A 19,645-nucleotide genomic window follows, 5' to 3' on the forward strand; every position below is an offset into this window, starting at 1 on the left:
AGCTTTCACCCTTTGGCAAGCCGTGCCGCGCGCCCGCCGCGCCGCTTGGTGATCTGTCCCGAGCGGTTCGGCAGGTCCGCCAGAATCGCGCGCCGCTCCTGGGGCGACATTTGCGACCAGCGGCCAATTTCATCAATGGAACGCAAACAGCCGGTGCAGAGCCGTGCTTCGGGATGCACCAAACAGATCTTGATGCAGGGGCTTTCGACCTCGTCGCGTTTCCAGACCTCATCGCTCATCTATCCACATCCTGTCTGCGCAGCACCGCCAATCGGTCCAGCACCCCTTGCAGGATATACCCCGCGGCGACATGATCAATCACCTCGGCACGACGTTTTCGGGTCGTATCCGCCTCAAGCAAGGCACGTTCGGCCGCAACGGTAGAGAGGCGTTCGTCCCAAAAGGTGATCGGAAGGGGGGTGAGGCGATCGAAGTTGCGGGCAAAGGCGCGGGTCGACTGGCACCGCGCCCCTTCGGTTCCGTCCATGTTGCGAGGCAACCCCAACACCAGACCTCCGATCTGCCGGTTCTTGATGATCTCGGCCAAACGGGCGGCATCGACGCCAAATTTCTTGCGGCGGATTGTTTCAAGCGGGGTTGCGACACTGAGGAAACTGTCACTGACCGCAACGCCGATGGTTTTTTCACCCAGATCCAACCCGATCAAGGCCCCCATTGGGGGCAGGACCGCAGCAAATTCCTCTATATCATCAAGGATCATTCGGCGACCCCTGCCTGACTCCCGGCAGCGGTAATGATGTCCAAGGCAGCCGCATCGCCTGCAAATACCTCCATCGCATTGTCAAAGATCGCACGTGCCTGATCCGGATCTCCCATCACCGACAGGGATGTTATCAAACGCGCCCAGTCCTGTGGCGGTCCGCCCTCAGTTGCCAATCGGTCTGACAATCCCGCGACCATGCCACCGATCATCGCCATGCGGTCTTCGGCCGTCATTTCAGATGCGGCCTGCATGTCCTCCAACGAAGGGCCAGGTGCCGCTCCGGCACCAATAGCGGGGATGGTATAATCGACACCGGCCAAACGCGAGACATCCTGGATCTGTGCCAGAATCGGCGCGATCCACGCAGCATCTTCCGGCCCCCGGCGCAGCAGCGCATCCCACAGGCGAAAGGCGATGTCAGGTCGCCCTGTCTGTACCATCATCAGGCCAAGATAATAGCGCGCGCGCGCGTCGGTTTCATCCCGGGTAAGGGCGGCGCGAAAGGCTGCTTCGGCCTCGGGCGACACATAGCCGCCTGCCGCCAGGACCAGCAATTCACCGTAATCAGCAATGTCATTGGCGGTCATCTCGTCGCCCTGAAGCCGCAAGGCTTTTTCCTGTGCTTCAGCCGCAGCGACAAAATTACCCATTCGCGCCTCGTTCTGGGCCAGCAAGAGATGACCCTGCAAATCGCCGGGGCGCGCCGCCACCGTTTCGCGCAGCCGTTCCATCAGGGCTCGGAATTCCTCTGTCGTTTCCGTTTCCAGTGCAAAGGGCGGCAAACTGTCGACTGCAGTCTTTTGGTCGGGCCGGTTTTCGCGCACTTCCTTGGCATAGGCGATGCGGTCAGCGAGGGCCAGATCACCATAGCCGGGTTGGCCCAGAGCGGCATAGATGGCCATTGACCCGCCAATCAGCCCGATCACCAGTATCAGGGCAATGACCCGTTGCGGTGCCGCGTCTGTCCCCGTGGTGGCACGTGGTGCGGCGTCAGCCGCAAGGATGCGGCGTGAAATCTCTGTCTGGGCGCGTTTTGCGTCTTCTTTTCCCAGCACGCCACGTGCGACATCGCGGTCCACCTCGGCCAGTTGATCGCGATAGACCTTGAGATCATATGCTACAGCATCCTCGGCACCGCCGGTTTGCGACGCCGTCAGGGCCCGCGCCAACAGAGCGACCACAAGCGCCGACATTGCCCCACAGATAATCCAAAAAATCATGTTTCGCCTGTTCTGTTCCGCTGCGTCGAATATATGCTGTGTATCTATGCCCAGAAGCGACGCGACAAAAGGGTGCAAATGTCGCGGGCACCAGGACATCGACGCCCTATTGCGGCAGATGTCGCAAAACTGATAGCAAATGCCGCGGAGAGTATCCTCTTTTCCGGCGATCCGGCCAGAACAGGGCATATCGCGGGTGCTGCCCGCCCAGAGTGCTGCATTCAAGGATTCGTGACATGAAAAAATATTCAGTCTTTGCCGTGGCCCGCGAGGCGATGCGTCACCACACGGGATGGGAACGTGCCTGGCGTGATGCGCAGCCCAAGGCAAAATATGATGTGATCATCATCGGGGCAGGGGGGCACGGGCTTGCCACTGCCTATTATCTGGGCAAGAATTTCGGCATTACCAATGTGGCGATCCTGGAAAAAGGTTGGCTGGGGGGCGGCAATACCGGGCGCAATACCACCATCATCCGCTCAAACTACCTGCAGGATCCCTCTGCCGCGATATACGAAAAATCGCGCTCGCTTTATGAAACTATGTCCCAGGACCTCAACTACAACGTGATGTTCAGCCCGCGTGGCGTGATCATGCTGGCGCAAACCGAACATGAGGTGCGTGGTTATAAGCGCACCGCCCATGCCAACGCACTGCAAGGGGTCCCGACTGAATGGATCACCCCCGCACGGGTCAAGGAACTTTGCCCGATCATGAACATTGATGGCCCGCGCTATCCAGTGCTGGGCGGCCTGTGGCAGGCCCGCGGCGGCACGGCGCGCCACGATGCCGTCGCCTGGGGCTATGCCCGGGCCTGTTCGGATATGGGCATGGATGTGATCCAGCAATGTGAGGTTACCGGCATACGTCAGACAGCAGGCAAGGTCACCGGCGTCACCACCACCAAGGGCGACATCGCCTGTGACAAGCTCGGCATGGTTGTTGCGGGACATTCCGGTCATCTCGCCGACATGGCAGGGTTTCGTCTGCCCATCGAATCCGTCGCACTGCAGGCACTGGTGTCAGAGCCTATCAAACCGGCGATGGACATCGTGGTGATGGCCAACACGGTCCACGGCTATCTGTCCCAGTCCGATAAGGGCGAGATGGTCATCGGGGGCGGCACGGATGGCTATAACAACTACACCCAGCGTGGATCCTTTCATCATATCGAGGAAACCGTGCGCGCCCTGATCGAGACTTTCCCGATGCTGTCGCGCCTCAAGATGCTGCGCCAATGGGGCGGTATTGTAGACGTGACAGGGGATCGTTCGCCAATCCTGTCGAAAACGCCGGTTGAGGGCATATTCATGAATGCGGGCTGGGGTACAGGCGGTTTCAAGGCCATTCCGGGGTCTGGTTGGGCCATGGCCGAACTGATGGCCAAAGGTCACTCACCGCTGACGGATGCCTTCGGGTTGGAACGGTTTATCGAGGGGCGCTTTATTGATGAAAGCGTTGCGGCTGGGGTGGCACATTGATGTCCTATGCCCCATTCATAATGAAAGCGCGGGCCGCCTGTATGCAGGTGCTTTACGATCGCTTCGGAGCGATTCCTCTCAGCCTTGGTGACTGCCGCTACTTTGCCATCTTGAGGGGCGCGCTGAGCATCATCAAGAATGATGCGAAGCCCCTTGCGACGCTCGTAGATCGCCAGAATGACCGCCCCAGGTGCCATCGCGAGAAGAAAGCACATCATCCATGCCATGCCTTTGACCCAAGGTTGGCCCTGACACTATCCAAGTCTGGAGCCGCTTCATGTTAAACATCCACTGCCCCAACTGCGGCGTCACCGCAGAAGAAACCGAATTTCACGCCCACGGCGAAGCGCATCTGAAACGCTTTGGCCCCGGCTCGACCGATGATCAGTTCGAATCCTACCTGTTCATGCGCAAGAATCCCAAGGGTGTGCATTTCGAACGCTGGCGCCACCAGAACGGCTGCGGCAAATGGTTCCATGTTGCCCGCTGCACCATGACCCTGGAAGTTTTCGGCAGCTATTCGGCCCAAACCTATACACCGCCCCAAGAGATCATCGAGAAAATCCAACACCGCCGTCCAGACTGGTCAGCAGAGGCAGAGGCATCATGAGCTATCCCTTCTTTTTGGCGTTATATACCGTCCGCACTCTCGACCTGCACAGGAAACCGCGTTCATGAGCACCCGCCTTGCCACACCCGGTCGACTTATCGACCGAAACAAACCGCTGAATTTCACCTTTAACGGCAAAAACATGCGCGGCTACGCAGGTGACACGCTGGCCTCCGCGCTTTTGGCCAATGACCAGATGCTGGTTGGTCGTTCCTTCAAGTACCACCGCCCGCGTGGCATCGTCGCTTCGGGAGCGGAAGAGCCGAACGCACTGGTCAATCTTGGCCGCGACGGGCGGTTCGAACCCAACCAGCGGGTCACAACAACCGAGCTTTTCGAGGGTCTTGAAGCGCAAAGCCAGAACCACTGGCCCAGTCTCGAATTCGACGTAGGTGCAATCAACAAACATCTCAGCCGCTTTTTGCCTGCCGGCTTTTATTACAAGATGTTCATGTATCCGCGGGCTTTCTGGAAACATGTTTATGAACCGGTGATCCGGCATTCCGCTGGCCTAGGCAAGGCTCCGAAATCGCGTGATGAAGACAGTTACGAACACTTTTACGCCTTTTGTGATGTGCTGGTTGTCGGCGGTGGTGTAGCGGGCCTTCAAGCGGCCCTGACCGCGGGACGCACGGGCGCGCGGGTCATTCTATTCGAGCAGACCGACCATTGGGGCGGACGTGCACCTGTCGATGGTGGCATGGTCGATGGTGCGCCTGTGGACAACTACGTGGACGAAACCCTGGCGGCGTTGAAATTAATGGACAATGTCCAGATCCGTCTGCGCACCATGGGGGCCGGGGTTTATGATCATGGCTATGTGCTGGGGTATGAACGCCTGAGCGACCATGCACCGGATCAGGCTGGCCCACGCCATCGTTTGTGGCGTGTCCGCGCCGCGCAGGTCATCACCGCAACCGGTGCAATCGAACGTCCGCTCAGCTTTGCGGGCAACGATATTCCCGGGGTCATGCTGGCTTCGGCCCTGCGCGATTATGTGGTGAATTACGGTGTTTCCGTCGGTGACCGGACCGTGGTGGTCACCAATAATGACAATGCTTACCTTACGGCAATTACGCTTAAAAAAGCGGGACTTGACGTACCTGTCATTCTGGATGCGCGTGTTCTGCCGGAAGACCGCGGGCTGGTTGCCCAGGCGCGGGCACTTGGTATTCGCGTGTTGATGGGCCATGCGGTTTCCTCGGTCATGGGGGGCAAGCGGGTGACGGGGGTAAAGATTTGTTCCCAGGCGGGCGAGGGGTCGGTTCTGGAAGAAATCCCCTGCGACGCGATTGCCATGTCGGGCGGCTGGTCTCCGGTTGTGCACCTATGGTCACATTGCGGTGGCAAATTGCGCTGGGACAGTGCGACAGCCTGTTTCGCGCCGGATGTAGATAACCCCCCCAAAGGCGCGGATGGAATGGGATTTGTCACGCCGGCGGGGGCGGCGGCGGGTGTCTTTGCACTGGATGACGTCCTGCATGATGCCCATGCCGCAGCTGAGGGTGCGGCGACCTGTCTTGATTTCAAACTGCCCAGGGATGTGACCTCACCAACTGCCGAACGGCGAGAGGAATCGCCTATGGCACCTGTCTGGATGATGCCGCAGGGCGCATCGGCGAAGCTGCGCGAAAAATCCTGGCTTGATTATCAAAATGACGTCAAGGTTTCGGACGTGCGTCTGGCGGCTCAGGAAGGTTTTGTCTCGGTGGAGCATGCCAAACGCTATACCACGCTGGGTATGGCGACCGATCAGGGCAAGTTGAGCAATATCAACGGTCTGGCAACCCTGGCAGGGGCATTGGACAAGGATATTCCAAGCGTCGGCACCACAACCTTTCGCCCGCCCTATCATCCTATTTCGTTGGCCTCGATCGCGGGTGAGGCCAAGGGGCATATCTTTCAACCGATCCGCCGGACGCCGATGCATGACTGGCACGCGGCAAACGGAGCAGAGTTCGAGCCTGTCGGCCAATGGCGCAGGCCCTATGCTTATAAGCGTGGCCTTGAAAGCACCCATGATGCTGTGATGCGGGAGGTGACCAACACCCGCGAGAAACTGGGGCTGCTGGACGCCTCGACCCTTGGCAAGTTGATCGTCAAGGGGCCGGATGCAGGGCGTTTTCTGGACATGATGTATACCAACATGATGTCGACGCTGAAGATTGGCAAATGCCGGTACGGCCTCATGTGTTCGGAGAATGGATTTCTGATCGACGACGGCGTTGTCGCGCGGATTGATGAGGACACATGGCTCTGTCACACCACCACGGGCGGGGCAGAAACCATCCATGCACATATGGAAGAATGGCTGCAAACCGAATGGTGGGACTGGAACGTCTATGTTGCCAATGTCACCGAACAATATGCACAGGTTGCCGTTGTCGGCCCAAACGCACGCAAAGCCTTGGAAAAGCTGGGGGGCATGGATGTTTCCAAAGAGGCGCTGGGCTTTATGGAATGGGTTGACGGAACGCTGGGCGGTTTCAAGGTGCGCGTCTATCGCATCTCCTTCTCGGGCGAATTGTCTTATGAAATTGCGGTTGATGCCGGTTACGGTCAGGCTTTCTGGGACGCGCTGCTGGCTGTGGGAACGGAGCTTGGCGCGATGCCCTATGGTACTGAGTGCCTGCATATCCTGAGGGCGGAAAAGGGATTTATCATGATCGGGGATGAAACCGATGGCACGGTGATCCCGCAAGATCTTGGGCTGGGCTGGGCGATTTCCAAGAAGAAGACGGATTATCTTGGCAAACGCGCCCAGGAGCGGTCGCATATGACCGACCCGGATCGCTGGAAGCTGGTGGGGCTTGAAACCGTTGATAAATCAACCTTGCCTGACGGGGCCTATGCAGTGGGCGAAGGAACCAATGCCAATGGACAGCGCAATATGATCGGGCGGGTCACATCGACCTATCATTCGCCCACCCTGGGGCGCGGGATTGCCATGGGGCTGGTGTTGAATGGACCGGAACGGATGGGAGAAATCCTGAGCTTTCCCGGCACCGATGGCAAGGACTATGAAGCCAAGATCGTGAACCCTGTGTTCTATGACCTGGAGGGAGAGAAGCAGAATGTCTGAACCAGTGACTGCTCTCAAAGGGGCCAGCGACACCAGTGGTATCGCTGTTGTTACCGAGCTGGGGCCGACAGGGATGATCACCCTGCGCGGCGATCTGTCGGCAAAGCCGGTCATCAAGGCTGCCGTCACGGCGAGCGGCGTCACCATGCCAGAGAAAAACCACTGTGCCACCGAAGGTACAGGTGGGCTGGCCTGGATGTCGCCGGACGAATTGTTGATCCTCTGTGCTTACGAAGAGGTTCACCAGCGGCTTGCCGATATGCAGTCCAGATTGGCCAAAATTCACGCCCTTGCGGTGAATGTGTCGGATGCACGGGCCCTGTTTCAGGTCAACGGGCCAAAGGCACGTGAGGTACTGGCGAAACTTGCACCAGTCGACCTGGCACCGGATCATTTCACACCCGGCATGTTCCGTCGCAGCCGCATTGCCCAGGTTCCTGCGGCATTTTGGATGCCGGATGCGCAATCGGTGCGCATCATCTGTTTCCGTTCAGTTGCGCAATATGTGTTTGACGTGTTGAATGTGGCAGCGCAGGACGGATCCGAAGTTGGGTATTTCAACGCCTGAGGCCCGGTAAACCCTGCATTCAACGGATAACGGGGCCGCAAGCCGGACGGGTCAGGTATAAAGAATCAAGACTTGCCGCTTTCGGGCAGGCTGCTAGGCTTGTGAGATATGTTGTACTGGGGATTTTCATGAAGCGGCTGATTTTTTGTGCGCTGCTGTCTGGTTTGCCTTTTCACTTGGCGGCCCAAACCTATGAATGTAACGTGACCAACCGTGGCGCGGGGGGGTGGATCCCGGAAAAGATATTCATAGAATTCAAGGCCGCCGAACAGAGGGCGTCGGTCTATGATTTTTTTATCAATCAGGTGCACAAAGAACCGATCGACGTCGCGCCGGAGAAGCGAGGCGAAACTTCCTATGAACTGAGCTGGAAAGTGCGCAATGTGAAGATCAGCAATGAAGGCTCGGGCATCCTGAGCCATTCATTGATTCTGAACACGGCCGCCAATACCTATACGATGAAGGGGCGGCTGCACGGGTATGACAACGTCATTCGGGGCAGTGGTACCTGCAAGGTATTGAAAAAATGACGGTCACAAGGGGCATGCGTAGAATTGTGGCGGGTCTGGGTTTGGCGTTGGTCTGTCCGGGGCTGGCGTTTTCGGCACCTGCATTCCTTTATGATTGCGACATGGATGGCACCGAATACGGGCGCGGCTGGCTGTCACCCAAAATCGCGATCGTCCTGCCCGAGGAAGGGGGGGCTACGATTGTCGATGCGATGACGCTGACGTTCTTGAAGGGTCCGGTGGCGGGTACGATCCTGCGCGACAACGACAGCCGGTTTATTGTCAAATGGACGTTGGAAAACGTACGTGCGGATTCGGGGCGCAGTTTCGCGCATTTCGACTATCGTGCATCCATTAGCAAAACCACCGGCAAGATCGATCTGACGGCAGGTCCTCGCACCTTTGATTCCGGCCTGCGCAGCCAGGGAACCTGCGCCAGGCGCACCCATTAGCGCCATTCAGCCGGCTTTTCAGGCTGCTGGCCTTGACGAACCCCCCATCAGCGCTTCATTTGATGGTGAGAACATTCACATAAAGGAGGCCCAGAAATGGCTTTTTCACTTCCCGATCTTCCCTATGCCCACGACGCCCTTGCCAGCAAAGGCATGAGCGCCGAGACGCTGGAGTTTCACCACGACAAGCACCACAATGCCTATGTCGTGAACGGGAACAAGGCGATTGAAGGCACCGAATGGGCGGATAAATCCCTCGAAGAAATCATCAAGGGGACCTATGATGAATCGGCCGTTGCGCAAAACGGAATCTTTAACAACATCAGCCAGTTGTGGAACCACAACCAGTTCTGGGAAATGATGGGGCCCAAAAGCTCGGCAATGCCCGGAGAGCTTGAAAAAGCGATCACCGAGAGTTTCGGATCTGTCGACAAGATGAAGGACGAGTTCAAGGCAGCCGGGGCCGGTCAGTTCGGATCCGGTTGGGCATGGTTGGTGAAAGACACCGATGGCGGTCTGAAAGTAACCAAGACAGAGAACGGCGTGAACCCGCTTTGCTTTGGTCAAACGGCGCTGCTGGGCTGTGATGTATGGGAGCACTCCTATTACATCGATTTCCGGAATGCGCGTCCGGATTATCTGACCAACTTCCTCGACAATCTCGTGAACTGGGAAAACGTCGCCTCCCGCTTGTGAGGATAGCTTTGACCGCCTGTGGTCCTGAGGCTGCCTTTGTGGCCGTGTGGATGAGGCGGCAATTCCTGGCCTTCAGATGCAGTGCAGGCGAGACTGAGGTATGAAACAGCTAAACCCCGCAGGGATTCTGCGGGGTTTTCTGTGACAATAGAGCCACATGGGTATCACGATCCCGAAGACATTGTCTGAGCACGGAAAGGACGGGTTTGAGGTTGGTGTCCGGCCTGCCGGCTATAGCCAATGCGCGGTGCAAGGCTGCGCCATGATTGGTTCGGGGCAGTGTCCGGGAGGTGTTCAGGAAGCCTGTGGTTGCTGCAAGGTCGAATGTCGGCCATGAGGTCAATTAAGCGCAGGTCGGCCGGGCGCGAGCCTGCGTCTGCTTATCCTGCGTCAGGCCAGGCAGTCTTGCAGCGCGGCCAGAGCCGATGGCGCATCGGCCACTTCGGTGATGTAGTCAAGTAGGCTGACATCGGCAAACCCACCTGCTACGACATTATCAAGAAGCCCCAAGAGAGAATCCCAGTACCCGTTTGAATTGACAATGAAAATAGGCTTTTTATGAAGTCCGAGCTGACGCCATGTCAGCACCTCGAACAGTTCATCCAATGACCCTGCGCCACCGGGCAGAACGACAACTGCATCGCAGTTCATGAACATCACCTTTTTTCGTTCGTGCATGGTTTCGGTCACGACATAGGTGGTCAGATCCGTCTTGCCGACTTCCCAATCCACAAGGTGTTGCGGGATCACACCAAAGGTCGCGCCTCCGGCTTGCTGAACCGCGCGCGCCACCGTTCCCATCAAGCCGACATCACCTGCACCATAGACCAGTCTGATGCCTGCCTTGGCCAAACCTGCCCCCAGTGTTTCGGCTGCCTGCGCATGGTCCGGGTCGTTGCCGGGGCGGGAGCCACAGAAGACGCAGACGGATTTGTTGAACATGACGCGGCCTTTTCGATGTAAAATCGCAAAGTTGTGTGGGAGGTGTTTTGACCCGTGTTAGCCTGCTTGCTAATAAGGCTCAACCTTTGGGGATGGTGTGAGATGCGCAATTTTTTTTCGGGACTGGGGAGTGGATCAGGTGCCATTGCTGCGGCTGCGCTCTGCGTGGTGCTGATCGCGGCCGGATTTTATATTCAATCCGCCCGCAAATCTGTAGATGTTTCAACCAAACTGGGGCTTGTCGCCGTGCCGGAAAAGACGGGCAAGACGGTTCCTGCTGCGGGCAAGGCGGTTGAGGAAAAATCGGTCGAGGATTCACCGCAAACACCTGATTCGGTACAGAAAACCGACAAGGATAATGCCTCTGCCGCGCCGGCGGCCAGGCTTAAGGCCGCACCGGAGTTTGACGAGGTGCGCCGCGAGGCCGACGGGGTGACCGTTATTGCGGGGCGCGCGACTCCTGGTGCCGAAGTGAACATCCTGCAGAACGGCAGCGTCATTGCACGCGCCACAGCGGATCCATCGGGAAAATTTGCGACCGTTGCGCTGACGCCACCGGATGGCAAAGGCCATGTCCTGAGCCTGTTGGAAAAGTCTGATGGCAATGAAAGGCTTTCTGATGATGAGATCATCCTTGCTCCGATCCAGCCGCTTGTCGTGGCAAATGCCGGGCCTGCCGTTGTGCCAGACGGAAAGGAAACAGCGGAAGATCTTCCTGCAGCCTTGGGGCAGGACACCGGCAACAGCAGCACCGTGACCCCAGAAGCGATTGCAGATCAAATGGTTGTCACGACCCAGCCAGGTGAAGAAGCCCAGCAGCAGGCGCATCTGGATCAAAAAGAGGCAGTGCAGGTGGGTGAAGGTGCAAGCACGGCAGCAAAGGATACCAATGCGCCCTCTGGTGTTCCGCCACAGAGCGAAGCACCAACCGAACAGGCGCAGACCAAACCGGATGCACCGGCGGCACCTGCGCTGCCCGCTCCGGTCAGCGGCACTGATATTGCCACAGCCGCAGGGCTGGCATCTGACCTGCCGGACGCTGATCCGGAATTGGAGACTGCGCCGGTTGCGGTGTTGAAATCCACAGCGCAAGGAGTTGAACTGCTGAATACACCCTCCCCGCAAGCGATGAGCAATGTCGCCATCGACACCATCAGCTATTCAGAAGTCGGCGAAGTCGAACTTGCGGGGCGCGCTCAAGCCGATACGGCGTCTGTGCGGGTATACCTCGACAATGCATCGGTGACCAATCTGCCTGTGGATGGTGACGGGCGTTGGCGCGGCGAACTGCCGGACATCGACGAGGGAATCTATACCCTGCGGGTTGATGAAATATCCACCAGCGGCAAGATCACGAGCCGTGTCGAAACCCCTTTCAAGCGAGAGTCGAGTCAGGTGCTGGCCGCTGCGGCGGCAACAGCGCAGCAGGATGGTCCACTAAAGGCGATTACGGTGCAGGAAGGGGCGACGCTATGGGCGATTGCCCGTGAACGCTATGGCGATGGGGCGCTTTACGTGCGGGTATTCGAGGCCAACAGCAACGCCATCCGAGATCCCGATCTGATCTATCCCGGGCAGATATTCGACCTGCCGGATTAAGTCTTTTCGCAAGAAGCCTGGGAATTTTGCGCATCCGCTGGCAACGGCTTGCCTGGGGGGGTATGTAGCCTTCAAAGAGACAGGAACCCGCATGCCCGCTGATACGACAAACACCGCAGCCAATGCGGCCCAGACCCCTCAACAGTCAAACACTCCGACGCCAGACCTCGATGAACAGGAACGCCAGTCCGGTTTCCTCGTCCTGCGCAAGGTTGCGCCCTATCTGTGGCCTGCGGAAATGCCCTGGGTCAAACGGCGTGTTGTCTGGGCATTGATCGCGCTTTTTGTGTCCAAGCTGGTATCGGTTGCGACACCGTTGTTTTACCGCGATGCGGTAGATGCCCTTGCTGGGGATGCGGTGCCAATGGTGGCTTTGGGTGCCATCGGCCTGACGGTTGCCTATGGCATGGCGCGTTTGATGACGGTAGGGTTCCAGCAATTGCGCGACGCAATTTTTGCCCGGGTAGGGCAGCGTGCTCTGCGCATGCTTGCGCTTGAAACTTTCCAGCATATTCATCGTCTGTCGATGCGGTATCACATCACCCGCAAGACCGGCGGGTTGAGTCGTATTATCGAGCGCGGGGTCAAGGGCGTCGAATTCCTGTTGCGGTTTCTGTTGTTCAGTATCGGGCCGCTGATCCTTGAACTTGTGATGATCGGTGCGGTCCTGACCTATCTGTTTGATTGGACCTATCTGGTCATCGTTGCTGTCACGATCGGGTTCTATGTCTGGTTCACCTTTTCTGTCACCGAATGGCGGGTACGACAGAGGCGCGAAATGAACGCGGCGGATACAGACGCCAATCAAAAGGCTGTCGACAGTCTTTTGAATTACGAGACTGTCAAATATTTCGGAGCCGAGTCCCGCGAAGCAGGTCGCTATGATGCCGCGATGGGCAACTACGAGGATGCCGCGATCAAGACAAGCCTGTCGCTGGCGTTCCTGAATTTCGGTCAATCCGTGATCATCACCGCCGGCTTGGTGGCGGTGATGGTCATGGCGGCGATCGGGGTGCAGAACGGAACATTGACGGTGGGCGATTTTGTGATGGTAAACGCTTACATGGTGCAGATCACCGTGCCGTTGAATTTTCTGGGAACGGTTTACCGCGAAATCAGGCAGGCTCTGGTGGATATGGGACAGATGTTTGGGTTGCTGGAGCAACCCGCCGAGATTTCCGACAAACCAGATGCGCCCGATCTGGTTGTCACCGGGGGCAAGGTCACGCTGGAATCCGTCGATTTCGGCTATGATCCCGACCGCAAGATCCTGCGTGGTGTCACGCTTGAGGCCAAGCCGGGCGAAACTGTTGCCATTGTCGGTTCCACGGGGTCGGGCAAATCCACCATCGGGCGGTTGTTGTTCAGGTTTTATGATGTCGGAGCCGGAGCGCTAAAGATTGACGGACAGGACGTGCGCGATGTGACGCAACTGAGCCTGCACAAGGCCATCGGTGTGGTACCCCAGGACACTGTGTTGTTCAACGATACCATAGGCTACAACATCGCCTATGGGCGTGACGGTGCCACCCAGGCGGATGTCGAAGCAGCAGCGCGAGATGCACAAATCCATGACTTCATCGTCAGTTTGCCCGATGGTTATGAAACGACGGTGGGGGAGCGCGGGTTGAAGCTTTCGGGGGGCGAAAAGCAGCGTGTCGGCATTGCAAGGACGCTTTTGAAAGACCCGCCGATTCTCTTGCTGGACGAGGCGACATCGGCACTGGACAGCGAAACGGAGCATGAAATTCAGGACGCGCTTCAGCGGGCAGGGCAGGGGCGCACTGTTCTTACCATCGCGCACAGGCTCAGCACCATTGCAGAGGCTGACCGGATTGTCGTGCTTGAGAAGGGTGTCATTGTTGAGCAAGGCACCCATGACGATCTGCTGGCGCGGGATGGCCGTTATGCGCAACTCTGGCAGCGGCAGCAATCAGAGGAAGTCGCCTGATCAAGAGGCCTGCAACGGCGCGGCGCGAGGGTCGTGCCGTCCAAGCATAACCGGTCAATCTTGCGCAATTGCCTTGGATGTGAGTTTGTCCATGGCACCGGTCATCAACTGGATGTATTTAGCGTCCGCAGGCAGCCCATGTGCCGCAGCAAGGCTCTCTGGTGCATGATAGTTGATATGCACCATGCCCTCACTATCGGCAAAGGCCAAGACCCGTAAAGGCAGGTCCAGACCGGCGCTTTGTCCGTCCAGCATAGCGGGTGTTCCCAGTTTGGGGTTGCCAAAAATCAACAGCTCGGTAGGCCGCAGGTCAAGATCGACCGAGCTTGCGCCTGCTGCATGATCAATGCGGGCGAAAATCGTGGCACCCGCGCCCTCAACAGCAGCGGCAAGGCGATCCATGGTGGTGGTTACACTGTGTGGGCTGATCTTTTCAATCAGGTCAGCGGCACAAGCGGGAAGGGTCATCGCAACGCTTACGATGGCGGCGGACAGGGTGGCACGGATCATTGCGGGTTCCTCCTGATGTTTCCGCACCACCTTAGCCGGGGACAGGACGAATGTGAGGGGGCGGCAGCCTCACATTCTCTTGATCGGCGTTATTGTGCTGCCGTGGCGTTGACCGCGGGTGACACTTGGGGGGCGGTCATTGGTGTGACAGCCACGACAGAGTCGTCGTCCCAGATGATTTCATCCGCCGTCTTGCGTCGGGCGTCGCGTTGCAGTGCCCAATCGCGGGCGGCCATGCTGGCGCGTCCCATCGACATTTTGGCCAGCAACCGTGCGATCCAGCGGATGTAGGTCGTGGCCCAGACCCGAATGGCCAGCATCGACGGCGTCACCAACAAGGTCAGAACCGTCGCAATACCCAGGCCAAAAACCACAGCAGTTGCCAGTTGTTTCCACCACAGGGCGGTTGGACTGTCGATGGTATAGCCACCATCCGCAAAGTTCAGGCTAAGGCCGAACATCATTGGGGCCAGCCCTGCCATGGTTGTAATTGTCGTCAGTAAAACGGGGCGGATGCGCGCCTGAGCCGTACGAATGATCGCCTCGATCCGTGGCATATAGCGTTCGTATTCCTGATAGGTATCAATCAGGATGATGTTGTTGTTTACCACGATCCCCGCAAGCGCGACAATCCCCGTGCCGGTCATGATGATGGAAAACGTCTGGTCCATCACCAACATCCCGATGAGAACCCCCGTGGTTGAAAGGACTACTGCCAGCAACACCAGTACCGCATTGTAGAACGAGTTGAACTGCGCCAGCAGGATGATGAACATCAGGCCAAGTGCTGCGGTAAAGGCGGAACTGAGGAACGCCTGTGATTCAGCCTGATCCTCCTGATCGCCGGTCCATTCGGTGGTCACCCCGAAGGGCAGTGGTTTTTCATCCAGCCATTTTGTGATCTCGTCAATCCGTTCGTTGGCATTGATCGGCAGCAGGCGCAGTGAACTGTCTTTCACTCCGCCGCCCAGATCAACATCTTGGGCTGCCTCGGTACGTCGGGTGATTTTATAGGGAACCCCATCAGGCGAGAGAAGATCGGGGTCGTTGCCCGCGGGGCGCAGGGTGGCAAGCGTGGTGTCAACATCCTCACCGTCGACGCGGGTGGTCTTTACCACTTTCATCAATCCCGGTGCCACATCTGCCTTGACGTCCAGATAGCGTTTTTGGTCTATCCGATTGATTTCAGCCAATTTGGGCACTGGTGTGCGGGTGATGAAATTGCTCAGGGGCACAAGCCCGTCCGCCGTGCGTACCTTGAGCGTATCCAATGTGCTGAGCACACGATCTTTTTCGGGAAGCCTTACGCGGATTTCGATCTCTTCATCCGAACTGTCGACTCGCATGTTATCAAGCAGCAAACCGCGCGTGACCAGTTGTACCATGGCACCGACCGTGACCACATCCGCACCATAGCGACCGGCCTTTTCCACATCCACGTCAATCTGCCAGTCAATGCCCGGCAGGGGGCGCGTGTCCTCGATCAGGGTGAGACCCGGCACTTGTTCGTAAAATGCCCGTACCTGTGCGGTCGCGGTCATCAGATCAACAAAGCTGTCGGATTTGATACGCATATGCACGGGCTTGGCCGAGGCTGGCCCCATCGCAAGGGGCAGGATTTCGACCCGAATGCCGGGCAATTCTGACATCTGTTCGGTAAGTTCTGCGATGATCACATCCCCGTCAAATGCCGGATCCTGGATGTCGCGATTCACATCGAAACCAAGCAAGGGGATCGTGAACAATGTGGTCACCTTGTGGGGCCGGTCTTCCCATGGGATTGTCTCGAACTGGATTTGGCCGATGCTGTCCTTGGGCGATTGTGCGCCTCCCGTATTGCTGTTCAGCCCACCTTCGCCGGCGAAGGCAAAGGCGGTCTGTACTCCGGGGTGCTGCAGCACAATGGCTTCGGCGCGCTTGAGCAGTGCGTCCTTTTCGCTCAGGGACAGGTTTCCACGTGCCAGAACATACACGATGGCTTGTTCCGGTTCGGATTCCACAAAGAATTCAACACCCTTGGAGTTATTGCCAAAGAAAATCATCACCGTGCCGACAAAGACAAAGACAAGGCCCGCCATCACCAGCGGCATCGCGGGATTGCCGACAATTGCTGCCATCACACTGCCGAAAGCGTTGCGCCGGTAGCCTGCTTCGATCCGGGCGGGCACGTTTCGAAACAGTTTCGCAGTGAGCCAGCGTCCGCCACGTCCCGCACGGGTAAAGACAGCAAAGAAGGCAAGCAGGGCCATCATGCCACCGGACAGACCGATGGTCAGAAGCGCCGCCAGTGCGAGGATACAAAGAAAGACGGTGGCAAATGTCGGGATCACGGAGCCAAGGACGTTTAATCCGTCCATTCCGGCAAATTGCGCTGAAATCACAGCGAACAGGGGCGCCATCACGGCGAACGGCAGCATGATCATCAGGATCGCCACCGGGAACAGCAGGGAATGAAGATACCAACGCAGGCCTGCAATCGCCTCCATGTTGTCCGCCATCCATCGTTCCAGACGTCCCGTCACGCCACCCATGACGGGCAGGTAGATCAGCGCGACAACCAGTGAAGCCGAAAGCACGAAGATCAGCGTAACCGGCAGCATCCCCATGAACTGCCCCGGCACACCGGGCCAGAATAGCATCGGCAGGAACGCACAAAGCGTGGTGGCGGTGGAGGATATGATCGGCCAGAACATCCGCTTGGCGGCCACGGTATAGGCCTGCATCGGGCCGTCCCCCTGTTGCTGGCGTGCATCGGCGTATTCCACCACGACGATGGCACCATCGACCAGCATCCCCACGGCAAGGATCAGGCCGAACATCACGATGTTGGACACCGAAATGCCCATCAGCGCGAGAAAAGCAAAACAGAGCAGGAAGGATGTCGGGATAGCGAAACCGACCAGCAGGGCCGCACGGATGCCAAGGGCGGCCAGAACCACAATCATCACCAGCGCAATGGCGGTAAAGACCGAACCCAAAAGCTGCTGAACCATTGAATCCACGACGCGACTTTGATCGTTCGAGGTACCCACTGTCACCGCTGCCCGCAGACCCTCAGGCCAGTCGGCGGACCGTTCATCCACGATTTCTTTTACAAGAGTCGATGTATCAATCAGGTTGTACCCTTTGCGTTTGACCACCTGAAGCGCCAGCGTTTTTTCACCGTTGAAACGTGCCGTGCCCTTGCGATCCTCGAATGTCAGGTTGATCTGCGCCAGATCGCCCAGCGTGACCACGCGGTCGCCGTTTGTCTTGACCGGAAGGGCATAGACGTCACGCGGTTCGTCAAAACTTGATGGGATCTTGATCGCAAACGAACCTTGCGCATTTTCGATCTCGCCCGCCGCGATCAGCTGGTTGTTGTTCTGCACCACATTGATCAATTCGCCCGCGGTCACGTTGTAGGCTTCAAGGCGCAGGGGGTCGATGATCACTTCCAGCATCTCGTCGCGGTCCCCGGCAAGGCCCGCTTCAAGCACCGCATCCAGCCCCTCAAGGTCGTCCTGCAAATCGCGCGCGACACGGGCCATCGTGCGTTCCGGCACGGGGCCGGTCAGGTTCACGATGATGATCGGAAATTCGGAAAAGTTGATCTCGTTTATCGAATATTTTTCATAACCATCAGGGAACTGCGATTCGGCTGTCGACATTGCATCGCGCACATCGGCCATGATCTTGGTCTTGTCCCAACCGAATTCGAATTCCAGCACCACGCCTGCATAATTTTCGGCCGCGGTGCCGGACATCTTTTTCAATCCATCCAGATCGGACAATTCGGTTTCCATCGGTTTGACCAGCAGCGTTTCACTGTCAGCCGCTGAAATTCCCGGGAATTGTACGGAAACGAACAGTGCGGGGATTTCGATGTCGGGTTCGCCTTCTTTTGGCAGGGTGGAATAGGCGTATCCCCCGACAACGAGGCTTAACAGAATAAAGGCCAGCACCATTCGGGCGCGGTTGGCGGCCCAGTCGACGATCCCGGTCATTGGACAGCCTCTTCCCAGGTTGGGGCGACCGTGACACCGGCGGTCACATATTCCTGCCCCAGGACAATCACATCCGCCTCCTCGGGCAGGCCCGTGACCCAAACGCCTTCGACCGTGTCGCGCATGATGTTGACGGGGGCAAAGGCGACCATTGACCGCGCATCGACCAACCGCACGCCCAGGGCACCGTCATCATTCAGCGTCAGTGCGGACTGCGGGATCAAATGCGCCTTTACCCCTTCAGAGGAGATGGCAATTTCAGTGGTTTGGCCGTCGCGGATGCCAAGGTCGGAATTATCGACATCAATCTCGACGCGAAATGTCCGGGTTTGAGGGTCTGCAGAGCGTGACAGGAAGGTAACGTTACCCATCACCTCGCGCCCGCCAGCCGCCAGCCGCGCCGCCGCCGTCGCCCCGAGGGTGACGCGATGCACCTCTGTTTCAGGGACGAATCCAACCAGCTTGATCGGATTCAACTGGATAATCGTGCCACATAGCGATCCAGGCTGCATGAGGCTGCCCAGTTCGGCGGTATCGCTTTCAAGCAGTCCGCTGAACGGGGCGGTGATGGTGAGTTGCGCAATTTCCTTTTCTGCCTTGGCCACGGCGGCGGTAGCTGCCTCGATACCCGCCCGTGCCGCACTGAGCCCGGAAGAGGCCGAGGTGATGCCGGCTTTGGCGGCGGCTGCCGCCGCATCCGCACCTGCCACCCGGGTCTGGGTTGCAAAACCATCCTGCCCCAGACGGGACGCTGCATTCTGGTTGATTTCGGCTTCTTCCAGACGGGCGCGGGCTTCTTCGACCCGTGCTTCGGCTTCGGGCACACGCGATTCTGCTTCCGAAAGACGCGCGCGGGCTTCGTCCAATGCGGCACCGCGTGTGCCGGGGTCCAATACGCACAGGGCGTCGCCTGCCTTGACTTCTGTGCCCTTGCGCAGGGGGTCCGAAATCACGATGGCGGAGGTTTCGGAGCGTACGTCCACCTCGCGGGCGGCCTTGGTTTCGCCGCGCAGAATCACGGCGCTGTCGACGTCGCGCCCCTGAACCTTTCGCACCATGACCTTGACAGTGTTTTCTGGGTCGGTCGCCGGTGCGCCGCTTTCTGCCGTTGGGGTAAGGGGCCCGCCATTATCCGCCTCAGTGGACGGGGCACCAAACAAGGCCGCAAGCTGTGGTCGAGCCAGGATTGACATGGCCAGAATAACCGTCACCGCAAGTGCGGCCAGTATGGAGAAAACACGCATGTCTATCCTCGCGTCGTATCCGCTGGATACCTTACCCAACGTCGTTGGGAGCTATGTAAAGTATGACAAGT

At 58.0% G+C, this 19,645-nt stretch carries 16 protein-coding genes; 9 read left to right on the top strand and 7 right to left on the bottom strand.

Annotated features, from left to right (window positions below; all coding sequences use genetic code 11):
- Window positions 1–5: 5 nt before the first annotated feature.
- The 3 genes from OS190_RS14395 to ccmI are packed head-to-tail and all read right to left on the bottom strand — an operon-like array spanning window position 6 to window position 1,944.
- Window positions 6–239, bottom strand: coding sequence for a DUF1289 domain-containing protein (locus OS190_RS14395; RefSeq protein WP_267159415.1), 234 nt, complete (start codon window positions 237–239; stop codon window positions 6–8).
- Window positions 236–721 carry a Holliday junction resolvase RuvX gene (ruvX, locus tag OS190_RS14400; protein WP_267159416.1) on the bottom strand — a complete coding sequence of 162 codons (486 nt, stop codon included), beginning with the start codon at window positions 719–721 and terminating at the stop codon, window positions 236–238. The genes OS190_RS14395 and ruvX overlap by 4 nt, the downstream gene beginning before the upstream one ends.
- Window positions 718–1,944 carry a c-type cytochrome biogenesis protein CcmI gene (gene ccmI, locus OS190_RS14405; protein WP_267159417.1) on the bottom strand — a complete coding sequence of 409 codons (1,227 nt, stop codon included), beginning with the start codon at window positions 1,942–1,944 and terminating at the stop codon, window positions 718–720. The genes ruvX and ccmI overlap by 4 nt, the downstream gene beginning before the upstream one ends.
- Before the next feature lie 236 nt (window positions 1,945–2,180).
- Here ccmI and OS190_RS14410 point away from each other — a divergent pair, with 236 nt between their 5' ends.
- The 7 genes from OS190_RS14410 (at window position 2,181) to OS190_RS14440 (ending at window position 9,342) form a co-directional block, all read left to right on the top strand.
- Window positions 2,181–3,425, top strand: a complete 1,245-nt coding sequence (locus OS190_RS14410) for a sarcosine oxidase subunit beta family protein (protein WP_267159418.1) — start codon at window positions 2,181–2,183, stop codon at window positions 3,423–3,425.
- Window positions 3,426–3,702: 277 nt separating this feature from the next.
- Window positions 3,703–4,035: a sarcosine oxidase subunit delta gene (locus OS190_RS14415; RefSeq protein WP_267159419.1), complete on the top strand. Its 333-nt coding sequence runs from the start codon at window positions 3,703–3,705 to the stop codon at window positions 4,033–4,035.
- Window positions 4,036–4,099: 64 nt separating this feature from the next.
- Window positions 4,100–7,117, top strand: a complete 3,018-nt coding sequence (locus OS190_RS14420; RefSeq protein WP_267159420.1) for a sarcosine oxidase subunit alpha family protein — start codon at window positions 4,100–4,102, stop codon at window positions 7,115–7,117.
- Window positions 7,110–7,685 carry a sarcosine oxidase subunit gamma gene (locus tag OS190_RS14425; RefSeq protein WP_267159421.1) on the top strand — a complete coding sequence of 192 codons (576 nt, stop codon included), beginning with the start codon at window positions 7,110–7,112 and terminating at the stop codon, window positions 7,683–7,685. Before OS190_RS14420 ends, OS190_RS14425 begins: the two co-directional genes overlap by 8 nt.
- 128 nt (window positions 7,686–7,813) lie before the next feature.
- On the top strand, window positions 7,814–8,215 hold the full coding sequence (locus OS190_RS14430; RefSeq protein ID WP_267159422.1) for a hypothetical protein: 402 nt from the start codon (window positions 7,814–7,816) through the stop codon (window positions 8,213–8,215).
- Entirely contained in the window at window positions 8,212–8,646 is a 435-nt protein-coding gene (locus tag OS190_RS14435; protein ID WP_267159423.1) for a hypothetical protein, read from the top strand. Before OS190_RS14430 ends, OS190_RS14435 begins: the two co-directional genes overlap by 4 nt.
- A 96-nt stretch (window positions 8,647–8,742) precedes the next feature.
- Window positions 8,743–9,342, top strand: a complete 600-nt coding sequence (locus OS190_RS14440; protein WP_267159424.1) for a superoxide dismutase — start codon at window positions 8,743–8,745, stop codon at window positions 9,340–9,342.
- Window positions 9,343–9,732: 390 nt separating this feature from the next.
- On the opposite strand, the gene OS190_RS14445 is transcribed toward OS190_RS14440, so the two are convergent.
- Window positions 9,733–10,284: an LOG family protein gene (locus tag OS190_RS14445; protein WP_267159425.1), complete on the bottom strand. Its 552-nt coding sequence runs from the start codon at window positions 10,282–10,284 to the stop codon at window positions 9,733–9,735.
- A gap of 102 nt (window positions 10,285–10,386) precedes the next feature.
- Between OS190_RS14445 and OS190_RS14450 the strand changes: the two genes are divergently transcribed.
- Both OS190_RS14450 and OS190_RS14455 read left to right on the top strand, forming a co-directional pair.
- Window positions 10,387–11,883, top strand: a complete 1,497-nt coding sequence (locus OS190_RS14450) for an Ig-like domain-containing protein (RefSeq protein WP_267159426.1) — start codon at window positions 10,387–10,389, stop codon at window positions 11,881–11,883.
- 91 nt (window positions 11,884–11,974) lie between these two features.
- The gene (locus OS190_RS14455) at window positions 11,975–13,834 is read left to right on the top strand and encodes an ABCB family ABC transporter ATP-binding protein/permease (protein ID WP_267159427.1); all 1,860 of its coding nucleotides are present in this window, start codon (window positions 11,975–11,977) and stop codon (window positions 13,832–13,834) included.
- A gap of 54 nt (window positions 13,835–13,888) precedes the next feature.
- Here OS190_RS14455 and OS190_RS14460 read toward each other — a convergent pair whose 3' ends face one another.
- The 3 genes from OS190_RS14460 to OS190_RS14470 form a co-directional block, all read right to left on the bottom strand.
- Window positions 13,889–14,344, bottom strand: a complete 456-nt coding sequence (locus OS190_RS14460; RefSeq protein WP_267159428.1) for a DUF302 domain-containing protein — start codon at window positions 14,342–14,344, stop codon at window positions 13,889–13,891.
- 89 nt (window positions 14,345–14,433) lie between these two features.
- Window positions 14,434–18,330, bottom strand: a complete 3,897-nt coding sequence (locus OS190_RS14465; protein WP_267159429.1) for an efflux RND transporter permease subunit — start codon at window positions 18,328–18,330, stop codon at window positions 14,434–14,436.
- Window positions 18,327–19,574 (bottom strand): efflux RND transporter periplasmic adaptor subunit, encoded by a 1,248-nt coding sequence (locus OS190_RS14470; protein ID WP_267159430.1) that lies wholly within the window; start codon window positions 19,572–19,574, stop codon window positions 18,327–18,329. The genes OS190_RS14465 and OS190_RS14470 overlap by 4 nt, the downstream gene beginning before the upstream one ends.
- Window positions 19,575–19,645 lie beyond the last annotated feature (71 nt).

The sequence above is a fragment of the Sulfitobacter sp. F26204 genome, assembly GCF_026410305.1.
Lineage (GTDB): Bacteria > Pseudomonadota > Alphaproteobacteria > Rhodobacterales > Rhodobacteraceae > Sulfitobacter.